This window comes from Campylobacter sp. BCW_6460 (genome assembly GCF_001762705.1).
Classification (GTDB): domain Bacteria; phylum Campylobacterota; class Campylobacteria; order Campylobacterales; family Campylobacteraceae; genus Campylobacter_D; species Campylobacter_D jejuni.
The window spans coordinates 84,086-110,572 of record NZ_MJXI01000035.1; the positions used below are offsets into that span (position 1 = coordinate 84,086).

24 protein-coding genes and 1 tRNA gene are annotated in these 26,487 nt (G+C 32.4%); 4 read left to right on the top strand and 21 right to left on the bottom strand.

Features of this window, described 5'->3' with window-relative positions; all coding sequences use genetic code 11:
* Nucleotides 1-30: 30 nt before the first annotated feature.
* The 3 genes from AJ881_RS07630 to AJ881_RS07640 are packed head-to-tail and all read left to right on the top strand — an operon-like array spanning nt 31 to nt 1,409.
* On the top strand, nt 31-705 hold the full coding sequence (locus tag AJ881_RS07630; protein ID WP_070283321.1) for an antirepressor: 675 nt from the start codon (nt 31-33) through the stop codon (nt 703-705).
* Nucleotide 706: 1 nt separating this feature from the next.
* Complete coding sequence (locus AJ881_RS07635; RefSeq protein ID WP_070283322.1) at nt 707-1,246, top strand: pentapeptide repeat-containing protein; 540 nt, start codon at nt 707-709, stop codon at nt 1,244-1,246.
* Nucleotides 1,239-1,409 (top strand): helix-turn-helix transcriptional regulator, encoded by a 171-nt coding sequence (locus tag AJ881_RS07640; protein ID WP_002871200.1) that lies wholly within the window; start codon nt 1,239-1,241, stop codon nt 1,407-1,409. Before AJ881_RS07635 ends, AJ881_RS07640 begins: the two co-directional genes overlap by 8 nt.
* Here AJ881_RS07640 and AJ881_RS07645 read toward each other — a convergent pair.
* From AJ881_RS07645 to AJ881_RS07710, 15 genes are all read right to left on the bottom strand, one after another.
* On the bottom strand, nt 1,406-2,383 hold the full coding sequence (locus AJ881_RS07645; RefSeq protein WP_261660242.1) for a tyrosine-type recombinase/integrase: 978 nt from the start codon (nt 2,381-2,383) through the stop codon (nt 1,406-1,408). The two genes, AJ881_RS07640 and AJ881_RS07645, sit on opposite strands and share 4 nt — an antisense overlap.
* A 45-nt stretch (nt 2,384-2,428) precedes the next feature.
* The gene (locus AJ881_RS09600; RefSeq protein ID WP_261660243.1) at nt 2,429-2,713 is read right to left on the bottom strand and encodes an Arm DNA-binding domain-containing protein; all 285 of its coding nucleotides are present in this window, start codon (nt 2,711-2,713) and stop codon (nt 2,429-2,431) included.
* 76 nt (nt 2,714-2,789) lie between these two features.
* Nucleotides 2,790-2,866: transfer RNA gene (locus AJ881_RS07650), tRNA-Arg, on the bottom strand.
* Between the two features lie 28 nt (nt 2,867-2,894).
* Complete coding sequence (gene fusA, locus AJ881_RS07655; protein ID WP_002779472.1) at nt 2,895-4,970, bottom strand: elongation factor G; 2,076 nt, start codon at nt 4,968-4,970, stop codon at nt 2,895-2,897.
* A gap of 12 nt (nt 4,971-4,982) precedes the next feature.
* Nucleotides 4,983-5,453, bottom strand: a complete 471-nt coding sequence (rpsG, locus tag AJ881_RS07660; RefSeq protein ID WP_002779471.1) for a 30S ribosomal protein S7 — start codon at nt 5,451-5,453, stop codon at nt 4,983-4,985.
* A 69-nt stretch (nt 5,454-5,522) separates the two neighbouring features.
* Complete coding sequence (gene rpsL, locus AJ881_RS07665; RefSeq protein WP_002782934.1) at nt 5,523-5,909, bottom strand: 30S ribosomal protein S12; 387 nt, start codon at nt 5,907-5,909, stop codon at nt 5,523-5,525.
* A 327-nt stretch (nt 5,910-6,236) separates the two neighbouring features.
* Complete coding sequence (gene aldA / locus AJ881_RS07670) at nt 6,237-7,676, bottom strand: aldehyde dehydrogenase (RefSeq protein WP_070283323.1); 1,440 nt, start codon at nt 7,674-7,676, stop codon at nt 6,237-6,239.
* A gap of 13 nt (nt 7,677-7,689) precedes the next feature.
* A complete protein-coding gene (locus AJ881_RS07675; RefSeq protein WP_002861223.1) occupies nt 7,690-8,007 on the bottom strand; it encodes an L-rhamnose mutarotase in 318 nt (105 codons plus the stop codon).
* Nucleotides 7,983-8,777 carry an amidohydrolase family protein gene (locus AJ881_RS07680; RefSeq protein ID WP_002861222.1) on the bottom strand — a complete coding sequence of 265 codons (795 nt, stop codon included), beginning with the start codon at nt 8,775-8,777 and terminating at the stop codon, nt 7,983-7,985. Before AJ881_RS07680 ends, AJ881_RS07675 begins: the two co-directional genes overlap by 25 nt.
* The gene (fucP, locus tag AJ881_RS07685; RefSeq protein ID WP_002861221.1) at nt 8,761-10,017 is read right to left on the bottom strand and encodes an L-fucose:H+ symporter permease; all 1,257 of its coding nucleotides are present in this window, start codon (nt 10,015-10,017) and stop codon (nt 8,761-8,763) included. The genes AJ881_RS07680 and fucP overlap by 17 nt, the downstream gene beginning before the upstream one ends.
* Before the next feature lie 9 nt (nt 10,018-10,026).
* Nucleotides 10,027-10,815, bottom strand: a complete 789-nt coding sequence (locus AJ881_RS07690; RefSeq protein WP_070243538.1) for an SDR family oxidoreductase — start codon at nt 10,813-10,815, stop codon at nt 10,027-10,029.
* Nucleotides 10,816-12,102, bottom strand: a complete 1,287-nt coding sequence (locus AJ881_RS07695) for an MFS transporter (protein ID WP_052949743.1) — start codon at nt 12,100-12,102, stop codon at nt 10,816-10,818.
* Between the two features lie 10 nt (nt 12,103-12,112).
* Complete coding sequence (locus AJ881_RS07700) at nt 12,113-13,279, bottom strand: UxaA family hydrolase (protein ID WP_070283324.1); 1,167 nt, start codon at nt 13,277-13,279, stop codon at nt 12,113-12,115.
* A 2-nt stretch (nt 13,280-13,281) separates the two neighbouring features.
* Nucleotides 13,282-13,545 carry a UxaA family hydrolase gene (locus AJ881_RS07705; RefSeq protein ID WP_002861217.1) on the bottom strand — a complete coding sequence of 88 codons (264 nt, stop codon included), beginning with the start codon at nt 13,543-13,545 and terminating at the stop codon, nt 13,282-13,284.
* Nucleotides 13,542-14,450: a dihydrodipicolinate synthase family protein gene (locus tag AJ881_RS07710; protein ID WP_070283325.1), complete on the bottom strand. Its 909-nt coding sequence runs from the start codon at nt 14,448-14,450 to the stop codon at nt 13,542-13,544. Before AJ881_RS07710 ends, AJ881_RS07705 begins: the two co-directional genes overlap by 4 nt.
* Before the next feature lie 232 nt (nt 14,451-14,682).
* On the opposite strand from AJ881_RS07710, the gene AJ881_RS07715 reads away from it, so the two are divergent.
* Nucleotides 14,683-15,444: an IclR family transcriptional regulator gene (locus AJ881_RS07715; RefSeq protein ID WP_070283326.1), complete on the top strand. Its 762-nt coding sequence runs from the start codon at nt 14,683-14,685 to the stop codon at nt 15,442-15,444.
* A 30-nt stretch (nt 15,445-15,474) separates the two neighbouring features.
* On the opposite strand, the gene rpoC is transcribed toward AJ881_RS07715, so the two are convergent.
* The 6 genes from rpoC to rplK all read right to left on the bottom strand — a co-directional run bounded on the left by rpoC (nt 15,475) and on the right by rplK (nt 26,478).
* Nucleotides 15,475-20,028, bottom strand: a complete 4,554-nt coding sequence (rpoC, locus tag AJ881_RS07720) for a DNA-directed RNA polymerase subunit beta' (RefSeq protein ID WP_070283327.1) — start codon at nt 20,026-20,028, stop codon at nt 15,475-15,477.
* The gene (rpoB, locus tag AJ881_RS07725; RefSeq protein ID WP_083259475.1) at nt 20,021-24,157 is read right to left on the bottom strand and encodes a DNA-directed RNA polymerase subunit beta; all 4,137 of its coding nucleotides are present in this window, start codon (nt 24,155-24,157) and stop codon (nt 20,021-20,023) included. Before rpoB ends, rpoC begins: the two co-directional genes overlap by 8 nt.
* Nucleotides 24,158-24,265: 108 nt before the next feature.
* Nucleotides 24,266-24,643, bottom strand: coding sequence for a 50S ribosomal protein L7/L12 (rplL, locus tag AJ881_RS07730; protein WP_002871196.1), 378 nt, complete (start codon nt 24,641-24,643; stop codon nt 24,266-24,268).
* Nucleotides 24,644-24,663: 20 nt separating this feature from the next.
* On the bottom strand, nt 24,664-25,143 hold the full coding sequence (gene rplJ, locus AJ881_RS07735) for a 50S ribosomal protein L10 (RefSeq protein WP_070283329.1): 480 nt from the start codon (nt 25,141-25,143) through the stop codon (nt 24,664-24,666).
* 151 nt (nt 25,144-25,294) lie between these two features.
* Nucleotides 25,295-25,996: a 50S ribosomal protein L1 gene (gene rplA / locus AJ881_RS07740; RefSeq protein ID WP_052949734.1), complete on the bottom strand. Its 702-nt coding sequence runs from the start codon at nt 25,994-25,996 to the stop codon at nt 25,295-25,297.
* A gap of 56 nt (nt 25,997-26,052) precedes the next feature.
* Nucleotides 26,053-26,478 (bottom strand): 50S ribosomal protein L11, encoded by a 426-nt coding sequence (gene rplK, locus AJ881_RS07745; protein WP_070283330.1) that lies wholly within the window; start codon nt 26,476-26,478, stop codon nt 26,053-26,055.
* Nucleotides 26,479-26,487: the final 9 nt, after the last annotated feature.

Sequence of the window (26,487 nt, forward strand, 5' to 3'; positions counted from 1 at the left end):
TTGCTTTTAAATTAAAAAGCAGGAGTAATTATGCAAACTTTAACCCCAAAAACAATTTTTTTAAATACAGAAGTTGCAATATCTTATGAAACTTCAAAACAAAACATAAATAGCACTAAAAACTATCACGCTGATGAACTCATAGAAAATATACACTATTTCTACGATTATGAGCAAACCAAAGGCGGAAGGCAAAGAGTAATCAAATGGACCTTAGAAGGTGTTTATATGCTAGGCTTTTTTATAAAAAGTCCTAAGGCTAAAGAATACCGCAAAAAAGTAGCTAAGCTTTTAAGAGAGCAAACACAGGCTAGATTTAAAACCCTAAGCGATGAAAATCTAAGGCTTAATTCTTTAAATCATCATCAAAAAATAGGTTATAAATCACAACTTAAACAACAAAAGGAGAAATATGAAAATAAAATCAAAGCTCTTCAATACGACTTAGAAAAGAAAAACGAGTTAAGCTTTAAAAGAAAGCTTAGCAAGGAAGAATTACTAGAGCTTAGAAAAATACTAGCTAAGGATTATAATATGCTTTGCTTTAAAGAATGGGAATTTGAATTTTTAGCTGAAAAAATAGCATTAGAAAGTACAAGAATGACAACTTGGGATGCTGTTGTTAAGAAGCTAAAACAAAGTCTTGATTATTGGCAAAATTATGAAGAATACGAAGAAAAATGGAAAAAAATATTAAGGAGATGAGATGGGAATTTTAAAAAGACTTGATGAAACTATCATTATCGAAAATGATAGGAAAAGTGAAAAAGAATTAGTTGAGTATTGTATTTTAGAAGGGATTTCTTTAAATAATGCAAAAGAAAATATAAATTTAAGTGGATTAGATTTTAATAATGCATTTATAAATGGTGCTAGTTTTAAAAACGCTAATTTAAATGATATTTCAAGCAAGAATGCATCTTTTATAGATTGCGATTTTAGTGGAGCAAGTTTCCATTTTTGTAATTTTCTAAGAACAGAATTTGAAAATTGTATATTTGAAAATGTAGATCTTAGGGACTGTATAGGAGATATGAAAAATATCTTTAGTGTTGTCTTGGATACCTATGTTATGACTTTTACAAAAACTATGATGAATTTAGGTTGTGATACTAAAACAATAAAAGAATGGCGTAATTTAAGCGTTGATGATTTAGAAGATGAAGAACAGAAATGGCTTTGGAGTTATTACAAGGATACTATTTTTGAAATTATAGATAAAAGATTAGGAGTTGAAAATGGTTAAAAAATATTTTAGAGAAAAAGAATTGAGCGAATATTTGGGAGTTAGTGTAACTTCATTATTTAAGTTAAGACAGGATGGTAAAATACCTTACATTCGCATAGGAAAATCCATAAGATATGAAATAAAAGAAATAGAAAAATGGCTTAAAGCTAAAAGACATTAAAAGCAAAACTCACAAAGAGAGTTTAAGTAATTTCCATACCATTGCATAAGTTTTACTCTTAAATCAATTGCCTTGGCTCTGTTGTAAGCCCTTTCTATTTCATTGCCGCTTATATGATGTAATATCATTTCTGCTATATCTTTACTAATACCTTGCTGAATTAACTCATTGCTTTTATTAGTATAAACACTTCTAAAAGTAGAACGATATCCATGTATAGTGTGCTCTAAATTATAAAATTTAAAAAATCTTACAGCAAAATTCTCGCTAATAGTTCCATTATTATTAGCGAAAATATACTTTTTATCTCCATTTAAAATTCTTTGTATATCTAGTATCTTTAAAGCATATTTATTTAAAGGGATAATATTATCACCATTAGATCTTACTTTCATTTCATCTGCTTTTATAATCCAAAGATTGTTTTCAAAGTCAATATCACTCCATTTAGCAAATCGAATATTTTTACTTCTTTGTGCTGTCAAAAGCGTAAAATAAATTGCATTAATTATAGTTGTATTTGTCCGTGGATGATTTTTATATTCTTTCATACATTCTAACATATTTCTTATTTCTTGTTCTTCTACTATAGCTTTAAAATGTTTAACTTTATTGTGATTTGCTTCATTGTAAAATTTCTTTAAATCTTTCAATTGAAGTATTATATCTGTTTTTAAGTCACCTCTTTGTCTACTAATCTCAAATATCCTACATAGCAAAGATATATTTTTATTTATTGTTTCGTATATTCCTTTTTTCTGCATTAAATCATAAATAGGTAAAAAATCATCTTTTTTCAATTCATTTATATCTTTTTGTCCCAAAGTTGGAATAATATATTTTTTAAAAATTGACTGCTCTTTTTTAATTGTAGCTGAATTTAATTTTTTAGATTTTATATCAACATAAAGAAAATTTGCTTTTTCAAGTGTCATAACCTTATCATTTTTGCCGATAAATTTTCCATCATACATTGATTTTAAAAGATCTTTTGCTTTTTCTCTTGCATTTGTAACATTTCAAACACCTTTTTGGCATTCCCCTATTGTTATAAAATTTTTAAATTTTGAAGCTCTTAAATAAAAAACTTTTTTACCCGTTGGATTAACTCGGACATATAATTCTTTTGGTTCTCCTACGCTAATCATATACCTTTTATCTTTTATTTCTAAATTGTCTATATCTTTTTGAGTTAGCATTAAAAAACCTTTTTTTAGTATTTTTGTAGCCAGAATTAGCTTTTTTACTTTGGCTACATAAATGGCTACAGAATTATAAGAAAAAATAGAAAAAATTTCAATCATAATGAAAAATTTTAATGTAGAAAAGTTGTTAAAATAGTGTATTTTGTATCTTAATATTACTTAATGAATTACTACTTGGTGTCCACGGCGAGATTCGAACTCACGGCCTCAAAATTAGGAATTTTGCGCTCTATCCTGCTGAGCTACGAGGACAGAAAGCGGGAAAAATCCCGCTAAAAATTTAACCGTTTCTTTTTTTGATGATTTCATCCGCAACATTTTTAGGAACTTCATCATAATGATCAAATTCCATAGAATAAGTCGCACGACCTTGAGTTTGACTTCTAAGATCAGTAGAATAACCAAACATTTCAGCCAAAGGACAAAATGCTGTGATGATTTTATTTCCACCACGCTCATCCATGCTATTTACTTGACCACGGCGTTTGTTAAGATCTCCAATAACATCACCCATATAATCTTCAGGAGTTTCTACTTCAACTTTCATCATAGGCTCTAAGATCACAGCACCTGCTTTTCTAGCACCTTCTTTAAAGCCCATAGAAGCAGCAAGTTTAAACGCCATCTCAGATGAATCCACCTCGTGATAACTTCCATCATAAACAGTTACTTTAACATCTTCCACAGGATAACCTGCTAAAACACCATTTTGCAATGCTTCTTGAACACCTTTATCAACTGCAGGAATGTATTCTTTTGGAATTACCCCACCTTTGATATCATTAACAAATTCATATCCACTACCTGGCTCAAGCGGTTCAAGGCGTAAGAATACATGTCCATACTGACCACGACCACCTGATTGTTTAGCATATTTGTATTCTTGTTCAACAGTTTTTCTAATAGTTTCGCGATAAGCAACTTGTGGTTGACCTACTTCAGCTTCAACTTTAAATTCACGAAGCATTCTATCAACGATAATTTCAAGGTGTAACTCACCCATACCTGAAATGATAGTTTGACCACTTTCTTCATCTGTAGAAACTCTAAAACTTGGATCTTCTTGTGCTAATTTATTTAAAGCAATAGACATTTTTTCTTGATCAGCTTTAGTTTTTGGCTCAACTGCAACAGAAATAACTGGATCTGGAAAATCCATTCTTTCAAGGATTACCTTATCTTTTTCACTTGCAAGAGTATCCCCTGTTAAAGTATCTTTAAGTCCTACAACAGCACCAATTTCGCCTGCGTAAAGCACTTTAATCTCTTCTCTTTTGTTAGAGTGCATTTTTAACAAACGACCAATTCTTTCTTTTTTATCTTTAGTTGAGTTATACGCATAAGAACCACTTTCCAAACAACCGCGATAAACACGCACGAAAGTAAGTTGTCCTACAAATGGATCTGTCATGATTTTAAATGCAAGTCCTGCAAACTCGCCATCATCAGTTGATTTTACAGAAACTTCTGTGCCATCTTCATATTCACCCTTGATATTTGCCACTTCATCAGGAGCTGGTAAATAAGCCACAACAGCATCAAGTAAAGGTTGAACCCCTTTATTTTTAAACGCTGTACCGCAAAGCATAGGAACGATAGAAAGACTTAAACATCCTGCTTTAATCCCTGTTTTAATCTCTTCAAGGCTTAATTCTTCTCCGCCTAAATATTTTTCCATCAACTCATCTGAAGTTTCAGAAACTGCTTCTATCATTTTTGTGCGATATTCTTCTGCCTTTTCTTTAAGTTCAGCTGGAATTTCTTTTTCTACATAATCCGTTGGCTTAGTATCATCTTCCCAAACTAAAGCTTTCATAGTTACAAGATCGATTACGCCTTTAAAATTATCCTCAGCACCAATTGGAATTTGAAGTGGAACTGGATTAGCTTTTAAACGGTTACGAATTTGATCTTCTACATTGTAGAAATTTGCACCGATTCTATCCATTTTGTTTACAAATACTATTCTTGGAACACCATATTTATTTGCTTGTCTCCAAACTGTTTCACTTTGAGGCTGCACCCCACCCACTGAACAAAATACCGCAACAGCACCATCAAGAACACGCATAGATCTTTCAACTTCAATTGTAAAATCCACGTGACCCGGAGTGTCAATTAGGTTAATTTGGTGATCTTTCCAAAAACAAGTTGTAGCCGCAGAAGTGATAGTAATCCCACGCTCTTTCTCTTGTTCCATCCAGTCCATAGTAGCAGCACCATCATGAACTTCACCGATTTTATGACTCATACCTGTAAAGAAAAGAATTCTTTCAGATGTAGTCGTTTTACCCGCATCAATGTGAGCAGCAATACCGATATTTCTAACTTTTTTTAAAGGAGTACTTCTTGACATACACACTCCTTCTTACCAACGATAGTGAGCAAATGCTTTATTTGCTTCAGCCATTTTATAAGTATCTTCTTTCTTCTTAAATGAAGCACCTTTGCTATTAGCAGCATCTAAAAGCTCAGCTGCAAGTTTATCAATCATAGTTCTTTCGCTTCTTTTTCTTGCAAAAGAAATAATCCAACGAATCGCTAAAGCTTGTTGTCTAGCAGGACGAACTTCAACTGGAACTTGATAGGTTGCACCACCTACACGACGAGATTTCACTTCTAATAAAGGCTTAATATTTTCAATCGCATCATTAAAAATATCAATACCTTTTTTCTCGCCACCTTTTTTATCAATAGCTTCCAAAGCACCATACATAATTGTTGTAGCTGTGCTTTTTTTACCATCATACATTAAAGAATTAATAAATTTTGTGATTACTTTATTACCATAAATCGGATCAGGCAAGACTTCTCTTACCGGAGCTTTTCTTCTTCTCATTATTTTTCCTTCAAATTTTAAATTTTACTCAAACAAAATCAAATCTAACGGATTTGTCTGTATGAATGATTATTTTGCAGCGCCTGCTTTAGGGCGTTTAGCACCATATTTAGAACGAGAAACTGTTCTTTTTGCAACACCTGCTGTATCAAGAGCACCACGAACGATGTGATATTTAACCCCTGGTAAGTCTTTTACCCTACCACCACGCACTAAAACAATGCTGTGTTCTTGCAAGTTATGACCTTCACCGCCGATATAGCTGATCACTTCAAAGCCACTAGTAAGTCTTACTTTGGCAACTTTTCTTAACGCTGAGTTTGGTTTTTTAGGTGTTGTAGTATAAACCCTAGTGCAAACTCCCCTTCTTTGTGGACAATTTTTAAGCGCTGGAGATTTAGATTTTTCTAAAACTTTTTTGCGCTCTTTTCTAACCAATTGATTTATGGTAGGCACAATAATTCCTTTCTTTAAAAATGTAATAAACTTTGGATGATATCTAAAATTTACTTACAAAAATATAAACTAGAAATAATTTAAATGCTTTTAAAAATTTTTATAAAATAAACCTACATAATTTACATTAATATTTATAAAACATAAACTAATTTTTAATTATTGTTTTACTTATAAAAATAATCTTACTCATTTTAGACAAAATGAAAAATTCCAAAATTGATTTCAAGAAATTACTAAAAGAGTGTTTAATCCATAGTTATCAAGTATTATACTTGATTCCAAGATTATAATAACTCCTATCTAAAAATTTAGATAGGATAAAAATCATTGTTTATCAGTATTATACTGCAAATACACCACATGGGTGGCTAAATATTCTTCAAGGCCATGTTTTCCATCAGCTCCGCCTATGCCACTTTTTCTAAAGCCTGCATGAAAACCTTGCATAGCCTCAAAATTTTCACGATTAATATAAGTTTCACCAAATTTGATTTCTCTGCTAGCTCTCATTGCTATATCTAAATTTTGTGTATAAATAGAACTTGTAAGACCATATTCACAATCATTTGCCATATTAATAGCTTCATCAAGTGTATCAAATTTAGCAATAGGCAAAATGGGAGCAAAAATTTCTTTTTGCATAATTTCATCCTCATGCTTAACATTAGTAAGAACACTTGCAGGAAAATAATACCCACTTGTATCAGTGATTTTTCCACCGCATTCCACAACTGCTCCTTTAGCTGTAGCTCTTTGAAGCATTGCTAAAGCATTATCAACCCCTGCTTGATTGACCAATGGTCCCATATCAAAATCACCTTTTAAGGTATTTCCAACACTTACCTTACTCATGGCTTTTACAAATTTATCTACAAATTCATCATAAATGCTTGTATGCACATAAGCTCTTTCGGCACAATTACAAACCTGTCCATTATTGCAAATTCGACTTGCCTTAATCGCTTCTACTGCCAAGTCAATATCCGCATCTTTACACACTATAGCAGGAGCTTTTCCGCCAAGTTCTAAAGAAACCTTTATGATATTTTTAGCTGCAGCTTCCATTACTCTAGCCCCTGCTTCAACACTTCCTGTAAGACTTACCATGCCTATATTTTCATTGCTTGATAATTCATGTCCTACTACACTACCTTTACCTGCAACCAAATTAAACACACCTTTTGGCAAAGAACTTTGCGAAACAAGTTTTGCAAATTCAAAAGCATTGTTTGGAGTTTCACTACTTGGCTTTATCACTATAGTATTTCCTGTTAGCAAAGCAGGCGCCATCTTTCTTGCGATTAAGAAAAATGGAAAATTCCAAGGTAAAATTCCACCAATTACCCCAATAGCACTTTTATATAAATATATATGTTCATTAGCTCTATCGCTTTGTATGATTTCACCCTCATATCTTCTAGCCCATTCGGCCGTATAATCCATATAATCTGCTGTAAAATTAACCTCCACACTGGCTAAAGCTCTAGTTTTTCCTTGCTCTTGCATTAAAATTTCTGTTAAGAAATTAGCATTTTTGCGTATTAAACTAGCTATTTCTCTTAAATGATTTGCCCTCTCAATTGCTGGCTTAGCCTCCCAAGATTTTTGTGCTTTTTTGGCTGCTTCAATCGCTCTTTTAGCATCTTCTAAAGAAGCACTTGCTACTTTTGAAATGACTTCTTTAGTAGCTGGATTTAAAACTTCGATAAAATCCCCATTATGTGGGATAAATTCCCCATCAATATAATTTAAATAAATTGTCATTTTTTCTCCTTTTTTAGTCTAAGTGAAACACTTCTTCCATATTTAGCCACTTTTGTCCTGCATAACCTAAAGATATTTGACAAGGATCTGTTACTTTCCACCATTTTTGCGTGTTTTCATCTCTTATCATCTTAGCCATATCTGCTTCAAAATCAGCACCTACATATTCAAAATATGCAAATAAATATTCTCCAAACAAATAAATGGAATAATTTTGTATATTACATTCTTTAATCATCTCACAGACCCCTTCATAAGGCTTTGCATGAAGATTTTTATATTCTTCTATTTTTTCCTTTTTTATCTTTATGATTTGACCATATCTTTGCACCTGTCCTCCTTATAAATTAATAAAGCATTTTTATAAAATATTTTATCTAGATCATCAAAAATTTTACTTTCTATAATAAGCTTAGCCCACTTAGCTGGAGCTATTTTTGCCACAGGATAATTACTACCAAATATGAATTTATCTTCACTAAAATTTTCTTTTAAAAAAGTGAAAAGATCATAAATAAATTCTTTTGGGGTTTGTTCCGAAAAATCATCTGCAACCGAAAGCTTAATATATAAATTTGGAAATTTTTTCAAAAGAATTAAATCTTTTTTATACTCATTTAAACGATCCATTTTTGGACTTCCTAGATGATTTAAAACCACTTTTAAATTTGGATTTTTATTTAAAAATTTTTCTAAAAAACTGAGTTCTTCATTTTTCATACAAGCTTCAAAAGATATATTAAAAGTTTTTAAAATTTCTATTTTTTCTTCAAAATCTACTTCGAATAACCTTTTAGCTCCTTTTTTACTTACATGCATTACCTCTCTAAAAGAATTAAGTTCTTCTTTATGTTTTAAATCCGCTAGACAAAGCAAAAGATTATGAAGCTTTTTTTGCTCTAAAGCAAATAAAGCTTCTTTTTCTAAATCATCGCTATTAGTTTCAACATACATAGCACCTATAAATTCAAATTCTTTATATTCTTGTTTCATCCTAAAAAAATCATAATTTTGCTCTAACTTTTCATCGTCTTTTATCCATGAAATAGGTATTTTTTCCAAATCCCAAAGGTGCAGATGAGCATCAAAAATCTTTTGCATTTTTTCTCACTTTTGAGCCTATAAAGCCATACCAAGACACATATAAAAACAAAGGTGCCATTGCTAAATACCCAGTGCCTGTACCATAATGATCATTAATAAAGCCTATAATTATAGGCATAATTGCTCCACCTACTATACTCATCACAAGCAAAGATCCGCCTAGTTTTACTTGATTTAAAGGTAAATTTTTTGTTGCTACCGCAAAAATAGTAGGAAAAGAAATAGACATAAAGAAAAATAAAGCTATTAAAAGTACTATGCTAAAAAACCCGCTAGCAAAATACAAACTAAAACATATAAGCACATTGATTAGAGAATAAAATCCTAAAATTTTTTCACCTTTGATTATCTTCATCAAAGGAGTAGAAACAATGCGTCCCAGCATAAATGCAACCAAAGCTATAGAAAAATAATAAGCACCTTGCGCATCTTTTAAACCTTCATTATGTTCCACAACATAATTGATAAAAAATGCTCCTGCTACAACTTGATTGGCTATATACAAAAACTGCGCTAAAAGCCCTAAGTTAAAATGTCTGTGTTTAAAAACATATATAGGCTTAGAATCATCTTTTTGCTTATAATCATCACTTACCGCACTTCCTTCTGGAAGCTTATTTGCAACAAAAGCAATTAAAATCAAAATAACAATGACAGCAATTCCTATATAAACAAGCTGGACATTTCCCATATTAGCTACTAGTGCAGCTTCAATTTGCTCCGCACTTGCACCTTCTTCTTGTTTTGTAATAGATAAAAATAAAGCTCCACCTATAATAGGTCCTACAAATTGCCCCAAACCATTAAAACTTTGCGCAGCATTGATTCTAAAGCTCGCATTTTTTTCATCACCAAGCTTTGTCATGTAAGGATTTGCGCTAGTTTCTAAAGAACCAATACCACAAGCTAAAATAAAGAACGCAAACAAAAACAAATGAAAAGAAGCCAAATTTGTAGCGGGTATAATAAGCAAAGCTCCTATGGCATAAAGAGCTAAGCCAAAAATGATTCCCATTTTATAAGAAAATCTATTGGCTATATAACCTGCGGGTAAGGCTATGATAAAATAAGCACCAAAATAAGCAAACTGTAAAAAGCCACTTTCATGCTGGCTAATATGAAGATGATTTTGAAAATTTTTATTCATCACATCAATAAGTCCATAGCTTACTCCCCATAAAAAGAAAAGAGAAGTTACCAAAACAATGGCTACTTTTATATTTTTAGAATCAGTCATTTTTACTCCTTAATTTTCATCCCAATTTAATGCTCTATCTAAATGTACATAACCTCCATCTGGCATTAAAATTTGCCCTGTAGTATGTGAAGCAAGGGGGCTAAGTGTAAAAACCGCTGTATTTGCAATTTCCTCTATGGTAGTAAAACGATGACCTAAAGGTATAGCTTTTGCGATTTTTTCATATTGTTCTTTAGGATTAGGAAAATTTTGCAGCCATTTTTCATAAAGAGGAGTCATAACTTCAGCAGGAGCTATGGCATTTACTCTAACGCTATCTTTAGCAAAAGCACAAGCCCATTCCCTAGTAAAACCCATTTGAGCCGCTTTGGCCGAAGCATAAGCTGAAGTTCTTCCTTGTCCCGTGATGCCTGTTTTACTCACTATATTTAAAATGCTGCCTTGCTCTTTTTTAATATAAGGCAAACACTCTTTTGCCATAGCATAATAATGAAAAAGATTGTTTTCGTAAGATTTAATCAAATCTTTAGTACTTGTGTTTTCAATATGCAAATTATCATTTGCACCTGCATTATTTACAAGTGCATAAATTCCACCATGTTTTGTAGCGACCTTTTTTACAAGCTCTTCAATTTGCTCATAATTTTTTAGATCGATCTCGTAAAATTCATAGCTTTTACATAAATTTTTTAATTCCTCATCGTGCTCTTTAGGCATAGATCTTGAAAAAACTACAGGAATTCCACCCTCCATAGCCCATAATTTAGCAATGCCGTAACCAATACCCTTAGCGCCACCTGTAATAATACAAATCTTATTTTTAATTTTCAAATCCATTTATTCTCCTTTATCTAAATTTAAAGTCATTTTTAAATGCACTAATACCAATACGCCTAAAATTGCTATTAATGCTAGTACTATAAGTCCAAACTCGACCCCAAAATGATTTTCTATATATGTTTTTAAAGTCGGTGCGACAAAACCACCTAAATTTCCTAAAGACCCTATAAGTGCAATAGCAGCTGCACCACCTTTTCCCTTTAAAACTTGAGTTGGCAAATTCCAAAATATAGGCTGAATTACGATAAAACCTATAGCAGCTAAGCTAATAAAAAATAAAAATGGTGCTAAATTTGCAACAAAAGTCGAAGCTATCATGCTTAAACTTGCTAATAATAAAAATAAAATCGCATATAAATTCCAAGAGCGTTTTTTATCAGCTAATGAGGTAAATATTGGCAAAGCAATAAAAACAAAAATCCAAGGAATTGCATTTAAAAGTCCGACTTCAAAACCCACATTTATTTGCAATATTTGAGCTATTTTACTTGGTAAATAAAAAAGCACTCCATAAACACTTAATTGTATGCAAAAATAAATAAATACAAATTTCCATACTAAAATACTTTTAAAAATATCCTTAATAGAATAATCTTTTGCCTTTGAATTACAAATTTCTATATTTTTTAACAAAACAGCTTTTTCTTTTACATCCAACCATTTAGCATATTTTGGGTGAGAGTCAAGATAAAACAAACAAAAAACACCCACCAAAACAGTAATTCCGCCCTCGATTAAAAACATCCACTGCCAATTTTTAAAATACATATTTGGTGCATAATCAAGTATAAAACCGCTAATTAAAGAACCAAAAACAAAAGCAATTGGAACTCCCATTTGATAAATTCCATAAGCTTTTGATCGATATATAGCTGGGAAAAAATAACTAAGGTATAAAATAATGCCTGGACTAAAACCTGCTTCAGTTAAACCCAATAAAAATCTTAATACATAAAAACTTGTTTCTCCTTGTATAAAAATCATAGCCATAGTTACAAGACCCCAAGTGATCATTATACGACTTAACCAAATCTTAGCTCCTAATTTATGCAAAAGTAAATTTGAAGGCACTTCAAAAATGGCATAACCTATAAAAAATATTCCAGCACCCAAAGCATAAGCAGCCTCGCCGATGCCTGCATCAATTTCTATATGAGATTTAACAAAACTAATATTTGTTCTATCAAGCATGGAAAGACAAAACATTAAAACAATCAAAGGCAAAATACGCCAAGATATTTTTTTACATATTAACTTTAACTCTATTGAATTTATATGCTCCATCCTTTACTCCTTAACAAGTTGTAGCAAGTCTCCAAACTGAAAAATCATTTTGTTCGTTTATCTCTGCTTTTACTAATTCTCCATTTGAAATTCGCACGATTAATTCTACAAGCTCATCACGCACTTCTTCTTTTGTTTTTACCCCATCTATAATGCTTCCTGCGTTAATATCAATAGCATCATTCATATTTTCATAGCAAAAAGTATTAGAACTCATCTTTATAGTAGGCACGATAGCAGAACCCGTTGGAGTACCACGACCTGTAGTAAAAACACAAATATTTGCGCCACCTGCAACCATGGCACTAAGTTGTTCTATATCATTGCCTGGTGTATTCATAAAAGTAAGTCCTTTAGAAACTACCGGTTTAGCATAATCAATTACATCCATTAAAGTTCTAGTTCCTACTTTATAAACACAACCTAAAGATTTTTCTTCTATAGTACTAAGTCCGCCTACAATATTTCCTGGACTAGGATTTGCCCCTCGAATATCAGCATGAAAAGATTTAACCAAATTCTCATAACCCAAAATCTTATCATATACCTTTTTAGCTATTTCATCATTTTTTGCTCTCTTAGCTAGTATAGCTTCACAACCTATAAGCTCTGTAGTTTCTGCTAAAATTACCGCACCACCCTCATCGATTACAAAATCACTCAAACTTCCTAACGCAGGATTAGCACTAAGTCCGCTATAGCTATCACTTCCACCGCATTCTGTGCCTAAAATCAAATCACTGAAATCTCCTTCACTTTTTTGTAATTTTGCAGCACTTTCAAGCATTTCATTGACTATTTTGATACCATTTTCAATGGTATTTTTACTACCACCACATTCTTGTATCACTAAATATTCAACCTTTTTATAAGGCGTTGCTTCTTTGATTTTTTCTGCTACCACTTTGGCTTGTATCACCTCACAACCAAGCCCTACAATTAAAACACCAAAAACATTAGCATTAGTTCCATGGCCTATCAAAACATCTCTGGTTTGCAAAGCGTCAAATTCAAGCTGAGAACAACCATGCTGATGGTTGATATAAACCGCTCCATTGCATTTTCTAGCTATATTTTCACACACTTTATTAGCACAATGCACACTTGGTATAATAATGACTTTATTTCTTAAGCCAAATTTACCATCTTCTCTTCTATAACCCATTATCTTTTTCATATTTATTCCTTATCCCCACGACCTCTAATACCTGCAGTGTTGTGGATATGTACCCATTCCCCTGCACTAATATCACAACTTGCACTAGCTATAGCTTCTGCGTATTTGATGATAATTTCATCTTTTTTTATATCTTTTAGTGCAAATTTATGTCCGCTTGCAATATCATTTAAAAGCTCTATATTTGCCACATTTTCACCTTTTTTAAAGTCGCGCAAAGCTGTGGCAACATTGTCTTTTTCATTGACTATAATATATCCTTTCATAGTTTTATACCTGTTTCTTTTTCTATAGTTTTAATAAGTTCCTTAGCTTCATCAAAACGGGTAGATAATTCTTCTTTTGTAGCAGGTGATAAAGGATGAATACTAGCATTTGTAAATTTAAATCCTCTAGCCTTTAAAAGCAAAGCAAAACCCATAGGAAAAGCCATACTCATACCAAATCTTATAGCCTTTAGTAAACTTTTTTGTATTAGTAAAGCTCTGTCTATGTTTTTTTCATTGATTGATTTGTAAATTTCACTCATAAGTTCTGGAAAAACTCCACCTATGCTAGTCATAGAACCTTTTGCACCCGCTAATAATGCACCTGCATAAAATTCTTCTCTTCCTACAAAAACATCAAAATCACTAGGTGCTACATCTAAAATATGATTTAAAAGCAAAGCATCCCCACTACTATCTTTTATACCCACAACATTATCAAGCTTTGAAACCTTTTCTATAAATTTCAAACTAAGTGCTGGTGCAAAAAGAGGTATATTATAAACATACAAAGGAAGCTTTACTTTAGAAGATAGATCTTTTACATACTCAAAAAGTGCATCTTCGCTTAATTTATAATAATAAGGCATAGCAAGCAACAAAGCATCAAGATCTAATTCATGAGCTTTTTGCGCCAAAATAAAAGTGTTTTCATAAATTGTCGAGGTAATACCCGTGATAATAGGTATATTATTTTTTGCAGCCTTTTTGGTAAGTTTCATTAATTTAACTTGCTCTTCCACACTTAAAGCTTGAGAATCTCCTGCACTTCCGTTACAAAATAATCCGTTCAAGCCTTTAGAAATACCAAATTCACAATAATGAATAAATTCTTTTTCATTGATACTTCCATCATCTTTATATGGAGTAAGTAAAGCCGGTAAAGTTCCTTTTAAAATTCCCATTTTTATTTTCCTTTCGTATATACAAAAATATATTTATATACAAAAAATATAACAAAATATTTGTAAAAAAATCAAGCTGTTAGCTTGGTAAAAATTCGTATTTTATTCTTATTAACTGCCAATTTTTACAAAAAAATATTAAAATTAATAAATAATAAAAATTATGATTTTATGTTACTAAAAGTAAAAAATATGCTAAAATTTATAAAAATAAAACAAGGATAAAGACAATATGCATCAGCCCACTCTTAGAGTGTTAAATATTCTAGAATTACTTGCAAAAGAAAAGCTTACCTTAAGTGCTATAGCTAAAAAACTAAACATTCCTGCTGGAACTCTTTGGCCTATTTTACAAACTCTTCAAGAAAAAAAATATATCAAATGTGATTTAAAAAATAAAAGTTATTATTTGGATTTTAAGATTATAGAATTAGGATGTAATATAAAAAACGAAAATAATATTTTTGAAATAATCAAAAAGCATATGAAAAATATAAGAAATTTAACCAATCAAACTTGTCAAATGGGAATTTTAAAAGATGGAAATGTGCTTTATTTAGAAAAAATTGATGCCAATAATACAGTGCAATTAAAATCTTTTATAGGCACTTCGTATCCTGCTTATGCAACATCTTTAGGCAAAGCCTTACTATCAAATAAAAATAAAAAGGAATTAGAAAAACTTTATCCTAAAAATTTTGATAAAATTACAAAAAACACCTTAAATAATATAAATGAACTCTATCAACAAATCAAACAAATTAAAAAAGAAAAAATTGCCATAGAAATTGGAGAAATGAATCCTCAAATTGAATGTATGGCTATAGGCATAGAACATAAAAATAAAATAATTGCTGCCATTAGTATATCTTATCTAATTTATTGCTCTAATAAAGCTTTTAGAGAAAAAAATAAAAAAATACTTCTAGAAGAAAAAAATAAAATAGAAAAAGTTTTAAAAATTTATTTTAATGATTTAGATACACTGTATTAATATAGCCCAGGAGGGCTATAAAATAGAGTTTTATTCTTGTTCTTTAAGTTTTAAATTTTGTTCACCATAAAGCCCTGTTCCAACAGGTATCATTCTACCTAGAATAACATTTTCTTTTAAATCTTCTAAGTAGTCAAATTTACCCGCTATACTTGCTTCGGTTAGAACTTTAGTAGTTTCTTGGAATGAAGCTGCAGAAATCACACTATCACTTCCAATCGCTGCTCTTGTTACACCTAAAAGCACAGGCTCAGCAATAGCAGGTTCTCCACCCATTCTAATGATTCTTTCGTTTTCTTCACGGAATTTACGTCTTGAAACCAAATCACCCTCGATAAATTTCGTATGTCCACTATCTACAACTTTTACTTGTCTTAGCATTTGAGAAACGATAACTTCTATATGTTTATCAGAAATCACAACACCTTGTCCGCGATAAACTTGTTGAATTTCAGAAATCAAATAATAATGCAAGGCTTTTTCACCTAAAATTTTAAGCACATCATGACTTGAAACAACTCCATCTGTAAGTTTTTCACCTGCATGGATAAACTCGCCATCTCTTACTTGAATGTGTTTTGATTTATCTATTAAATACTCAGCACTTGTACCATCTTCTGCTTGGATAATAATTCTTTCTTTAGAACGCAAAGGTTTATCAAAACGAACAACACCATCAATTTCTGCAATCACAGCCGCATTTTTTGGTTTTCTTGCTTCAAAAAGTTCAGAAACTCTTGGAAGACCTCCTGTAATATCTTTTGATTTAGCTGCAGCTTTTGGAGTTTTTGCTAAAATATCTGCTTGAGCGATTTTATCACCATCATGAACAAAAATAACGGTTTTTGGTTCAAGCTGATAACGCACAGCCTTATCACCTTTTCCTGCAATTACCAAAGTCGGTCTAACTCCGCTTGGCAAATACTCATTAATCACTAAAGAACGCTTACCTGTAGCTTCATCAATTTGCTCATCAGCACTATAACCTGCTTCAATATCCTCAAAGCTTATAACACCATCAATTTCTGCAATGATAGTATTATTATAAGCATCCCATTCTGCAATCACTTTTCTTTCTTTTTTAGGAGCACTTGCAATGATGGTATTTGCATCATCGATTTTTTCACTATCATTAAATTCTATCTTAGATTCTCTTGGGATATAGTGTCTTTTTGCTTCTCTATCATTTTCATCAGCAATCACCACAAAGAATCCTTTTTCTTTAACAATATCGCCTTTTTTAACATTTTTTACTCTATCTAAACCATCGCCTTTAAGGATATAAAATTTAAGCGTTCCCTTTTCTCCTGCTTTGATATTTTGTACCACGGGCTCGCCATCTTCTACTAAAATTTCACTCGCAAAAGGAATACGATTAGGAACGTTCCAACCCTCTTTAATCACTTCCACGATACTTTCATTTTCTTCTACTTGCATACCACTTTGATATGGCAAATAAAGTTTTCCATCTATACTACCACTTACGCCTGCTAATTCATTTGGTTTAGCAAGATCGTATTTTCTTAGTATGTATTTTACTTCTTGTTTTTTATCTTTAATAGAAACAATCACATCTTCATGAATATTTTCTATATTAATCACACCTTTAAATGGAGTTTTGATTTTTGGCTCCACAAGTAAAATCGCCGCATTTCTACGATTTGCTACGATATTTTTACCTTCTTTATTTTTATAAGTTTTAAGATTATAAAATCTTATAAAACCTTCTTTTTGTGCGCTTACTTGTCTATCTTGTAAATCCGTACTTGCAGTCCCCCCGCTGTGGAAAGTTCTTAGAGTTAGCTGCGTCCCTGGCTCGCCGATAGATTGAGCGGAAATAATTCCTACTGCTTCACCTGGTTTTACTAATTTACCTTCGCCAAGATTGATACCATAACATTTTGCACAAATTCCTTTTTTAGCTTTGCAGGTAATAGGAGTGCGAATATTGACACTTTTTATACCGCTTTCTCCAAGAATTTTTGCTTTTTCCTCATCCATTAAAGTACCTTCTGCAAAAAGCACAGAATTTGTAATAGGATCGATCACATCTTCAGCTAAAACCCTACCTAAAATTCTTTCTTCTAAAGTTTCTATAATAGAACTATCTGCGGTGATTTCATTGATTTCAACACCTTCATGCGTTCCACAATCTTCAATGGTAATTTTTACATTTTGTGCAACATCGATGAGTTTTCTTGTCAAATAACCCGCGTTTGCTGTTTTAAGAGCGGTATCTGCAAGACCTTTTCTAGCACCGTGGGTTGAAATAAAGTATTCAAGAACATTTAGCCCTTCACGGAAATTCGAAATAATAGGCGTTTCGATAATAGAACCATCAGGTTTAGTCATAAGTCCTCTCATCGCAGCAAGCTGAGAAATTTGAGCCGCACTACCCCTAGCACCAGAATCTGCCATCATATAAATAGAGTTAAAACCTTCTTTATCTTTTTCTACAAGCTTCATCATCTCTTTTGAAAGAACATTGTTTGTACTTTTCCAAATATCAATGATTTTATTGTATCTTTCCCCTGAAGTAATCAAACCGAGATTATAAGAATTTTGAATTTCTCTTACTTGTTTTTTTGCTTCATTGATAGCTTTTTGCTTGTCATTAGGAACAATAATATCTGCAATCGAAATTGAAATACCTGCTTTCGTTGCATACTCAAAACCTAAATTTTTAAGTCTATCCAAGAAACTTGCTGTAATCTCTAAACCACCTTGTTTATAAACATAATCCACAAGCGCGGCAATGTCTTTTTTCTTTAAGACTTTATTCCAACTATTTTCAGGCACAAAATCAGGTAAAATGGATTTAATAATCAATCTTCCTGCTGTAGTAGTAATCTTTCTACCATCTATCATAGTTTGTATACTCGCATGAATATCCAAACACTTGCTTTCAAGTGCCATCATCACTTCATCAATGCCTGTACAAATTTTATGCGAACCTTTAGCACCTGCTTTTTCCAATGAAAGATAATAAATTCCTAAAACCATATCTTGCGATGGAACGGTTACAGACTTACCGCTTGCTGGCAAAAGAATATTCATTGATGAAAGCATAAGCACTTTACATTCTGCAATAGCCTCTTGAGAAAGCGGTACATGCACTGCCATTTGATCCCCATCAAAGTCCGCGTTAAATGCTGCACAAACCAAAGGATGAAGTTGTATAGCCTTACCTTCCACTAAAACAGGATGAAAAGCTTGGATAGAAAGTTTATGCAAAGTAGGCGCACGGTTTAACATAACAGGATGTCCTTTTACTACCTCTTCTAAACATTCCCAAACTTCATTGGTTTTGTTTTCTATCATTTTTTTAGCTTGTTTTACTGTAGTTGCATAACCTTTTTCTTCAAGCTTAGCTAAAAGATGTGGTTTAAAAAGCTCTAAAGCCATTTTTTTAGGTAAACCACATTGATCCATTCTAAGTTTTGGACCCACAACAATAACACTACGACCTGAGAAATCCACTCTCTTACCTAGTAGGTTTTGTCTAAAACGCCCTTGCTTTCCTTTGATAATTTCACTTAAAGATTTTAATGGGCGTTTATTTGCTCCTTTTACAGCATTGGCACGACGACCGTTGTCAAAAAGTGCATCAACAGCCTCTTGAAGCATTCTTTTTTCATTTCTGATAATGATTTCAGGTGCATCAAGCTCCATAAGTTTTTTAAGACGTGTATTTCTATTGATAACACGACGATATAAGTCATTCACATCAGAAACTGCAAATTTCCCACCATCTAAAGCCACTAAAGGACGTAAATCTGGCGGTAAAACTGGGAGATTTGTAATCATCATCCATTCAGGACGATTTGGTACGACTTCATCGCTATCGGTATTGGCGTTTAAATTTGAATTTAAGAAATTTTCTACAACTTTTAAGCGCTTAATGATGGTTTTTTTCTTAGCCTCTGAATTTGTAGCCGCCATTTCTTCTTTAAGCTGATTTAAAAGTGCTACAAGATCTAAATTTGCAAGTAAATCACGAACAACTTCTCCACCCATTCTTGCTTTAAAGCCACTATTTTCATAGCGTTGCATTAAATTTTGATATTGCTCTTCGTTTAAAACATCACAATATTCTACTTTTTTAGTACTTTCGTTATCATAGAAAGCATCACCTGGATTTTCAACGATATAAGCTTCATAATAAAGCACACGCTCAAGATCTTTCATCTTAACACCCAAAAGCGTTCCTATACGACTCGGAAGAGAATTAACATACCAAATATGAGCCACAGGAGTTACAAGCTCAATATGTCCCATTCTAGAACGACGCACTTTTGAATTTGCTACTTCAACACCACATTTTTCGCACTTAACACCTTTAAAACGCATTTTTTTATACTTACCACAAAGACATTCATAATCTCTTATAGGTCCAAAAATCTTTGCACAAAAAAGCCCATCTCTTTCAGGCTTTAAGGTTCTATAATTGATAGTTTCTGGTTTTTTTACTTCTCCATAAGACCATGATTTGATTTTTTCAGGACTTGCAAGTCTTAGTTGAAACGCTTCAAAATCCCTAGGTCTTGCATCTTCTTTGATTTCTATTACTTTAAATTTACTCATTATCTTCATCCTTATCAAAAATCTCAACATCTAAAGCAAGAGATTTAAGCTCATTGGTTAATACAAAAAATGTTTCAGGAATTCCTGTTGCTGGAACATTTTCACCTTTTGTCAATGCTTTATAAGCACTAAATCTACCTTCTACATCATCTGATTTTATGGTTAACATTTCTCTTAAAGTATGAGCCGCTCCATAAGCTTCAAGTGCCCAAACTTCCATTTCTCCAAATCTTTGACCTCCAAAGAGTGCTTTACCACCCACAGGTTGTTGGGTAACTAAGCTGTAAGGTCCTGTACTTCTTGCGTGAACTTTCTCATCAACCAAGTGGTGGAGTTTTAGCATATACATACATCCCACATGAACACGCTCTGCAATTTTTTCACCTGTGCGTCCATCATAAAGTTCTGTTTTGCCGTCCATATCTATCTTGGCCATTTCAAAAAGCTTGCTAAATTCTTCTATATTTACACCTTCAAAAACAGGAGTAGCAAATTTAACTCCTTTACTCCAGTCTCTAGCATAGTTTAAAAGCTCTTCATCGCTTAAGCTTTTAATAAATTCTTTTTCACTTGCAAGTCTTGGAATAGAACAAATTTCAAGCATTTTTGCTCTTAATTCTTTAAGAAAATCTTTTTGCTTTCTGTCAAAAATTTCTTGAATCTGATCTCCGAGTCTAAGTCCAATTAAACCCAAATGGCTTTCTAAAATTTGGCCTATATTCATACGACTTGGAACGCCAAGTGGATTAAGTGCAATATCTACACTTTTACCATTTGGTAAATAAGGCATATCCACTTCAGGAACTATAGTTGAAACTATACCTTTGTTTCCATGACGTCCTGCCATTTTATCACCAACTTTAAGCTTTCTCTTTGTAGCAATATAAACTTTAACAAGCTTAATTACCCCACTTGGTAAAATATCATCTTTTTCTAAAATTTCAAGCTTTTCATCGTGTTCTGCTTTTAATTTTTTCTTCTCATTTTGGAAATGATTTTTTAAATCATCGTATTCTTTTTGAATCTCTTTAGAATAAGCTTTAATCAAAGTTGTTAAAGTAAAACGATTGATTTTTTCAAGTTCGCTAATATCTGCAGTTTGTCCTTTTTTATAATTTTTATCTCCAATTTTTTGATCGCTATTTAAAGGGGCTTTGGAAAGAAGAGCACAAACACGAAGCATTTCTTCTCTATCCATCATCAAAAGTCTATCATGGTGTTCTTTTTCTAAAGCCATTTTTTCTTTATCATAAGATTTTATTGCGCGATCGTCTTTTTCATAGCCTTTTTTAGTGAAAATTTTAACATCCACAACAACACCCTCTAAAGAAGCAGTTGCATAAAGGGATTTATTCACAACATGCCCTGCTTTTTCTCCAAAAATCGCTCTTAAAAGTCTTTCTTCAGGAGTTGGTTTAACCTCACCTTTTGGAGAAACCTTACCCACCAAAATCATACCTGGTTTGATATGGGTACCAATTTTTGCAATACCGCTCTCATCAAGATGCGCAACATCTTCTTCTTTTACATTTGGGATATCTTTGGTAATTTCTTCTATACCGTCTTTTAGTTCTCTTGCTTCAATTTCTTTTTCATAAATATGCACGCTTGTAAAGGTATCTTCACGAATAATTCTCTCACTTACAACTATAGCATCCTCATAGTTATAACCATTCCAAGGCATAAAAGCGATTAAAGCATTTTTACCTATAGCAAGTTCGCCTTGATCCATAGAAGGACCATCTGCGATAATTTGTCCTGCTTTTACTATATCACCTTTTTTAACAATAGGATGTTGAATATAATTTGTATTTTGATTGGTTCTTAAATTTTTCTCCATAGTGTAATGGTCAATAAATGGACCTTTATCATCTTCACCTAAAATGAAAATGCTTTTATTATCCACTTTCTCAACCACACCGCCACGCTTTGCTTTAACAGCTTCCCAAGCATCACGCGCAATAATTTGTTCCATACCTGTTCCTACTATCGGAGCTGAAGCAGTAAGAAGTGGCACAGCTTGACGTTGCATGTTTGAACCCATTAGCGCTCTGTTTGCATCATCGTGCTCTAAAAACGGAATCAAAGAAGCTGCAACCCCAACAACCATACCTGAGCAAAGATCGATTAATTGCACTTCTTCGCGTCTTGCAAGTATAGTTTCACCATCTTGTCTAGCCTCAACAAATTCTTCTACTATATTGCCTTTAGCATCAACCTTAGTTGAAGCTGGTGCGATAAACAAACCTTCTTCTTGTGTCGCTGTAAGATAAACAACTTCATTAGTCACTTTACCATTTACAACTTTTTTATATGGCGCTTCAACAAAGCCAAGTTCATTTACTTTTGCATAAGTAGAAAGAGTGTTAATCAAACCAATATTTTGACCTTCAGGTGTTTCAACTGGACAAATTCTACCATAATGCGTCGCGTGAACATCACGTACTTCAAAACCTGCTCTTTCTTTTACAAGTCCACCTTCACCAAGCGCTGATAAACGACGCTTATGAGTAACCTCGCTTAAAGGGTTGGTTTGATCCATAAATTGCGAAAGCTGACCTCCTGTAAAAAATTCAATGATGGTTGTAGTAATCATTTTAGGATTGATTAAATCATAAGGCATTACTTTATCAAGATCCGCATTTAAAGAAGTAAATTTATCTCTGATCGCCTTTTGCATTTTTGCAAGACCTAAATGAAGTTCATTGGCTAAAAGTTCACCTATAGAACGGATACGACGATTTCCTAAGTGATCTCTATCGTCAATATGTCCTTTACCATTTTTTACTTTAATTAAATATTTTGCAGTTTTAATAATATCTTCATTAGTCAAAACAGTAACATACTCAGGCACTTCAAGACCTAACTTATGGTTCATTTTCATACGACCTACCTTGGTAAGATCGTATCTTTCAGGATTGAAGAATAAATCATTTACAAAAGCCTTCGCTGCATCTTTTACCACAGGTTCACCTGGACGCATAACTTTGTAAATTCTAATCGCAGCTAAATCATTTTCATCATCGATATTTTCACTTTGTTTAAGAAGTTTTAGAGTTTCTCCATCTTGAGCAAAGGAGTTAATAATCGCTGCATCAACGCCATTAGCCAAGTCATTTGCTATATCAAAACTTTTTTGCTCTTTAATCTTAGCAAGCTTACTCTCATCTAACAAAGTTAAAGAATCAAATAAAACCTCTCCACTTTCTTTATCAATAATAGGATTTGCCAAATAACGATTAAGTAAAATTTCTACAGGATATTCTATCCATTTTAAACCATCTTTAATAAGTTGTTCTGCTTTTTTCTTTGTAAGTCTTTTCCCAGCTTGATGAACAATTTTGCCTTTTTCATCTTTAATATCGTATTCTATTCTATCCATGAAATCATTTGGATTAAATTCTGTTAAAAATTTATCTTTTTTAACATGTATGGTTTGAATAGGATAAAATAATTTAATAATATCTTGTTTTTTGTAGCCTAAAGCTCTAAAAAGCATAGTTACAGGAACTTTTCTACGCTTATTAATTCTTACATATAAAACATCTTTGGCATCGTATTCAAAATAAAGCCATGAACCACGATCAGGAATAATTTGTGCTGTATAAACAAGCTTATTTGCAACTGTTGAACTTTCTTCTTCTTTGAAAATTACACCAGGACTTCTATGAAGTTGATTAACCACAACCCTTTCAACCCCATTAATAATAAAAGATACACGATCAGTCATTAAAGGAATTTCTCGGATATAAATTTCTTGTTCTTTAATATCTTTTACGCCAACTTTTTCCCCTGTTTTTTCATCTTTTTCATGCAGGGTAAGACGGATTTTCATTTTTAAATTTACAGAATAAGTCAAACCTCTTTCCATACATTCGCGAATAGTATATTTTGGCTTACCTATTTCACTACCAACATATTCAAGACTCAATCTATTTTGTGGATCATGAATAGGAAAAATTGATTTAAAAACTTTTTCTATACCACTTTCGCCATTATCAAGATTTAAAAAATAATCAAAACTCTTTTTTTGTAATTGTAGAAGATTTGGAATTTCTATTTGTTTTGAAACGTTTGAGAAGTCTACTCTTAAACGATTTCCTAATTTATTATCTAACATATCACACATACCTCATGGTAAATTTTTGTAAATTTAAAAAAGAAGACCTAAAAATTAGGTAAAAATAAAAAAAGAAGACCTGCCTTAGCAAATCTTCTTCTAACTTCAAAGCTTAAATCACTTAAGTTCTACTTTAGCACCAGCTTCCTCAAGTTGTTTTTTAGCTTCTTCAGCCTCAGCTTTAGCTACACCCTCTTTTAGAGTTGAAGGAGTTTGCTCAACTGCATCTTTTGCTTCTTTAAGACCAAGACCTGTAAGAGCACGAACGATTTTAATAACTTCGATCTTTTTAGCACCGCCATCAGTTAAAACGATATCAAATTCAGTTTTTTCTTCAGCAGCTGCTGCACCACCACCAGCTACCGCACCGCCAGCTACCATCACAGGAGCAGCAGACACGCCAAATTTTTCTTCAAATTCTTTTACAAGTTCTGATAACTCAAGAACACTTAAATTTGAAATATATTCTAATACATCTTCTTTAGAAATTGCCATTTTTTATCCTTTATTTTATTTTATTCAGATTCTTTTTTATTTTTAAGCGCATTTAAACCTATTGTGAAATTGGTAATTGGCGCATTCCAAACTTGCAAAAGCATAGCAAGCAACTCGTTGCGTGAAGGCATTTTAGCCAGAGCTTTAACCTTAGCAACATCTGCAACTTCGCCTTCAATATGAGCTGTTTTGATTTCAAATTTATCATTATTTTCTTCAAATTTGACAGCTACTTTTGAAACGCTTAGTTGATCTTCGCCCCAAAGATAAATATTTGTATCTTTAAGAACTAGACCTGTTTTACCGGAATTATTAAGAGCAATGTTAGCCAAAGTATTTTTAATAATTTGAACTTTTACATTATTTTCTCTTGCATTATTTCTAAGCTCTTCTAGTTTTTTTGTGCTAAGACCCCTGTAATTACAAACCACAACAGCTTCGCTAGCTTTAAAACCTTCTTCAAGTTTAGCAATAATCTCAACTTTTTCGCGTCTAGTCACATTTTCTCCTTTCCGATTGAGATTTCAAGTAGAGTGGAAATCCAATTAAGCATACGCCTCGACTATCTTCAATCTAAAATAAACATCTCAAAAAATTAAAAATTTTTTCAAATGTTTATTTTAAAACAAAAGAGTTGCAAAAAAGCAACTCTTATTTCATATCAAGCAATTCTTGCGTTTCAAGCTTTACAGAAGGGCTCATTGTTAAAGATAAAGCCGCATTTTTAATATATCTACCTTTAGCTGCAGCAGGTTTGTGTTTGTTAATTGCTTTTACAAAAGTGCTAACATTATCCCATAATTGTTCTTTAGAAAAACTTACTTTACCAAGACCTGCATGGATATTTCCTTGCTTATCAACACGGAAATTTACCTGACCACTTTTTGCATTATTAACCGCTTGAGCAACATCCATAGTAACCGTTCCAGTTTTAGGATTTGGCATTAAACCTTTAGGCCCTAAAATTCTACCAACTTTACCAACAAGTCCCATTAAATTTGGAGTAGCAATTAATACATCAAAATTCATATTACCTTTTTGAATTTCTTCTACTAAATCATCACTACCCACAATATCTGCACCAGCATTTTTCGCTTCATCAGCTTTTGCGTCTTTTGCAATTACAGCAACGCGAACTTTTTTACCTGTTCCTGCAGGTAAAACAACAGATCCTCTTACCATTTGATCTGCATGTCTTGGATCAACATTAAGTTTTAAAGCAATCTCTACAGTTTCATCGAATTTAGCAGACTTTAAAGTCTTTACTGTATCAATTGCATCACTTAAAGCATACTCTTTATTTGAATCAATTTTTTGTGATAATTCTTTTAATCTTTTTGCTATCTTAGCCATTTATTTTCTCCGCATTTTAAAGTGCTACCGCCTTTTTTACCTTGGCGGTGAAAGGATTAATCTACGATTTCAACACCCATAGAACGAGCTGAACCTGCAATAATTTTAGCAGCTTGATCTCTATCTTTAGTATTTAAATCTGCAATTTTCTTATCTACTATTTCTAAAACTTGAGCACGAGTTAACTTGCCTACCTTATTTTTAAGTGGATTATCCGTACCTTTAGAAATTCCAGCTACTTTTTTGATCAAATCCGTAGCTGGCGGTTGTTTTGTAATAAAAGTAAAACTTTTATCTGCATAAACAGTGATAACAACAGGGATATTAAAACCTGCCATATCTTTTGTTTTTTCATTAAAAGCCTTACAAAACTCCATAATATTAACACCTTGCTGACCCAAAGCAGGACCAACAGGTGGTGATGGGTTTGCTTTTGTGGCAGCAATTTGCAATTTAATTTCGCCTACGACTTTTTTAGCCATAACAAATCT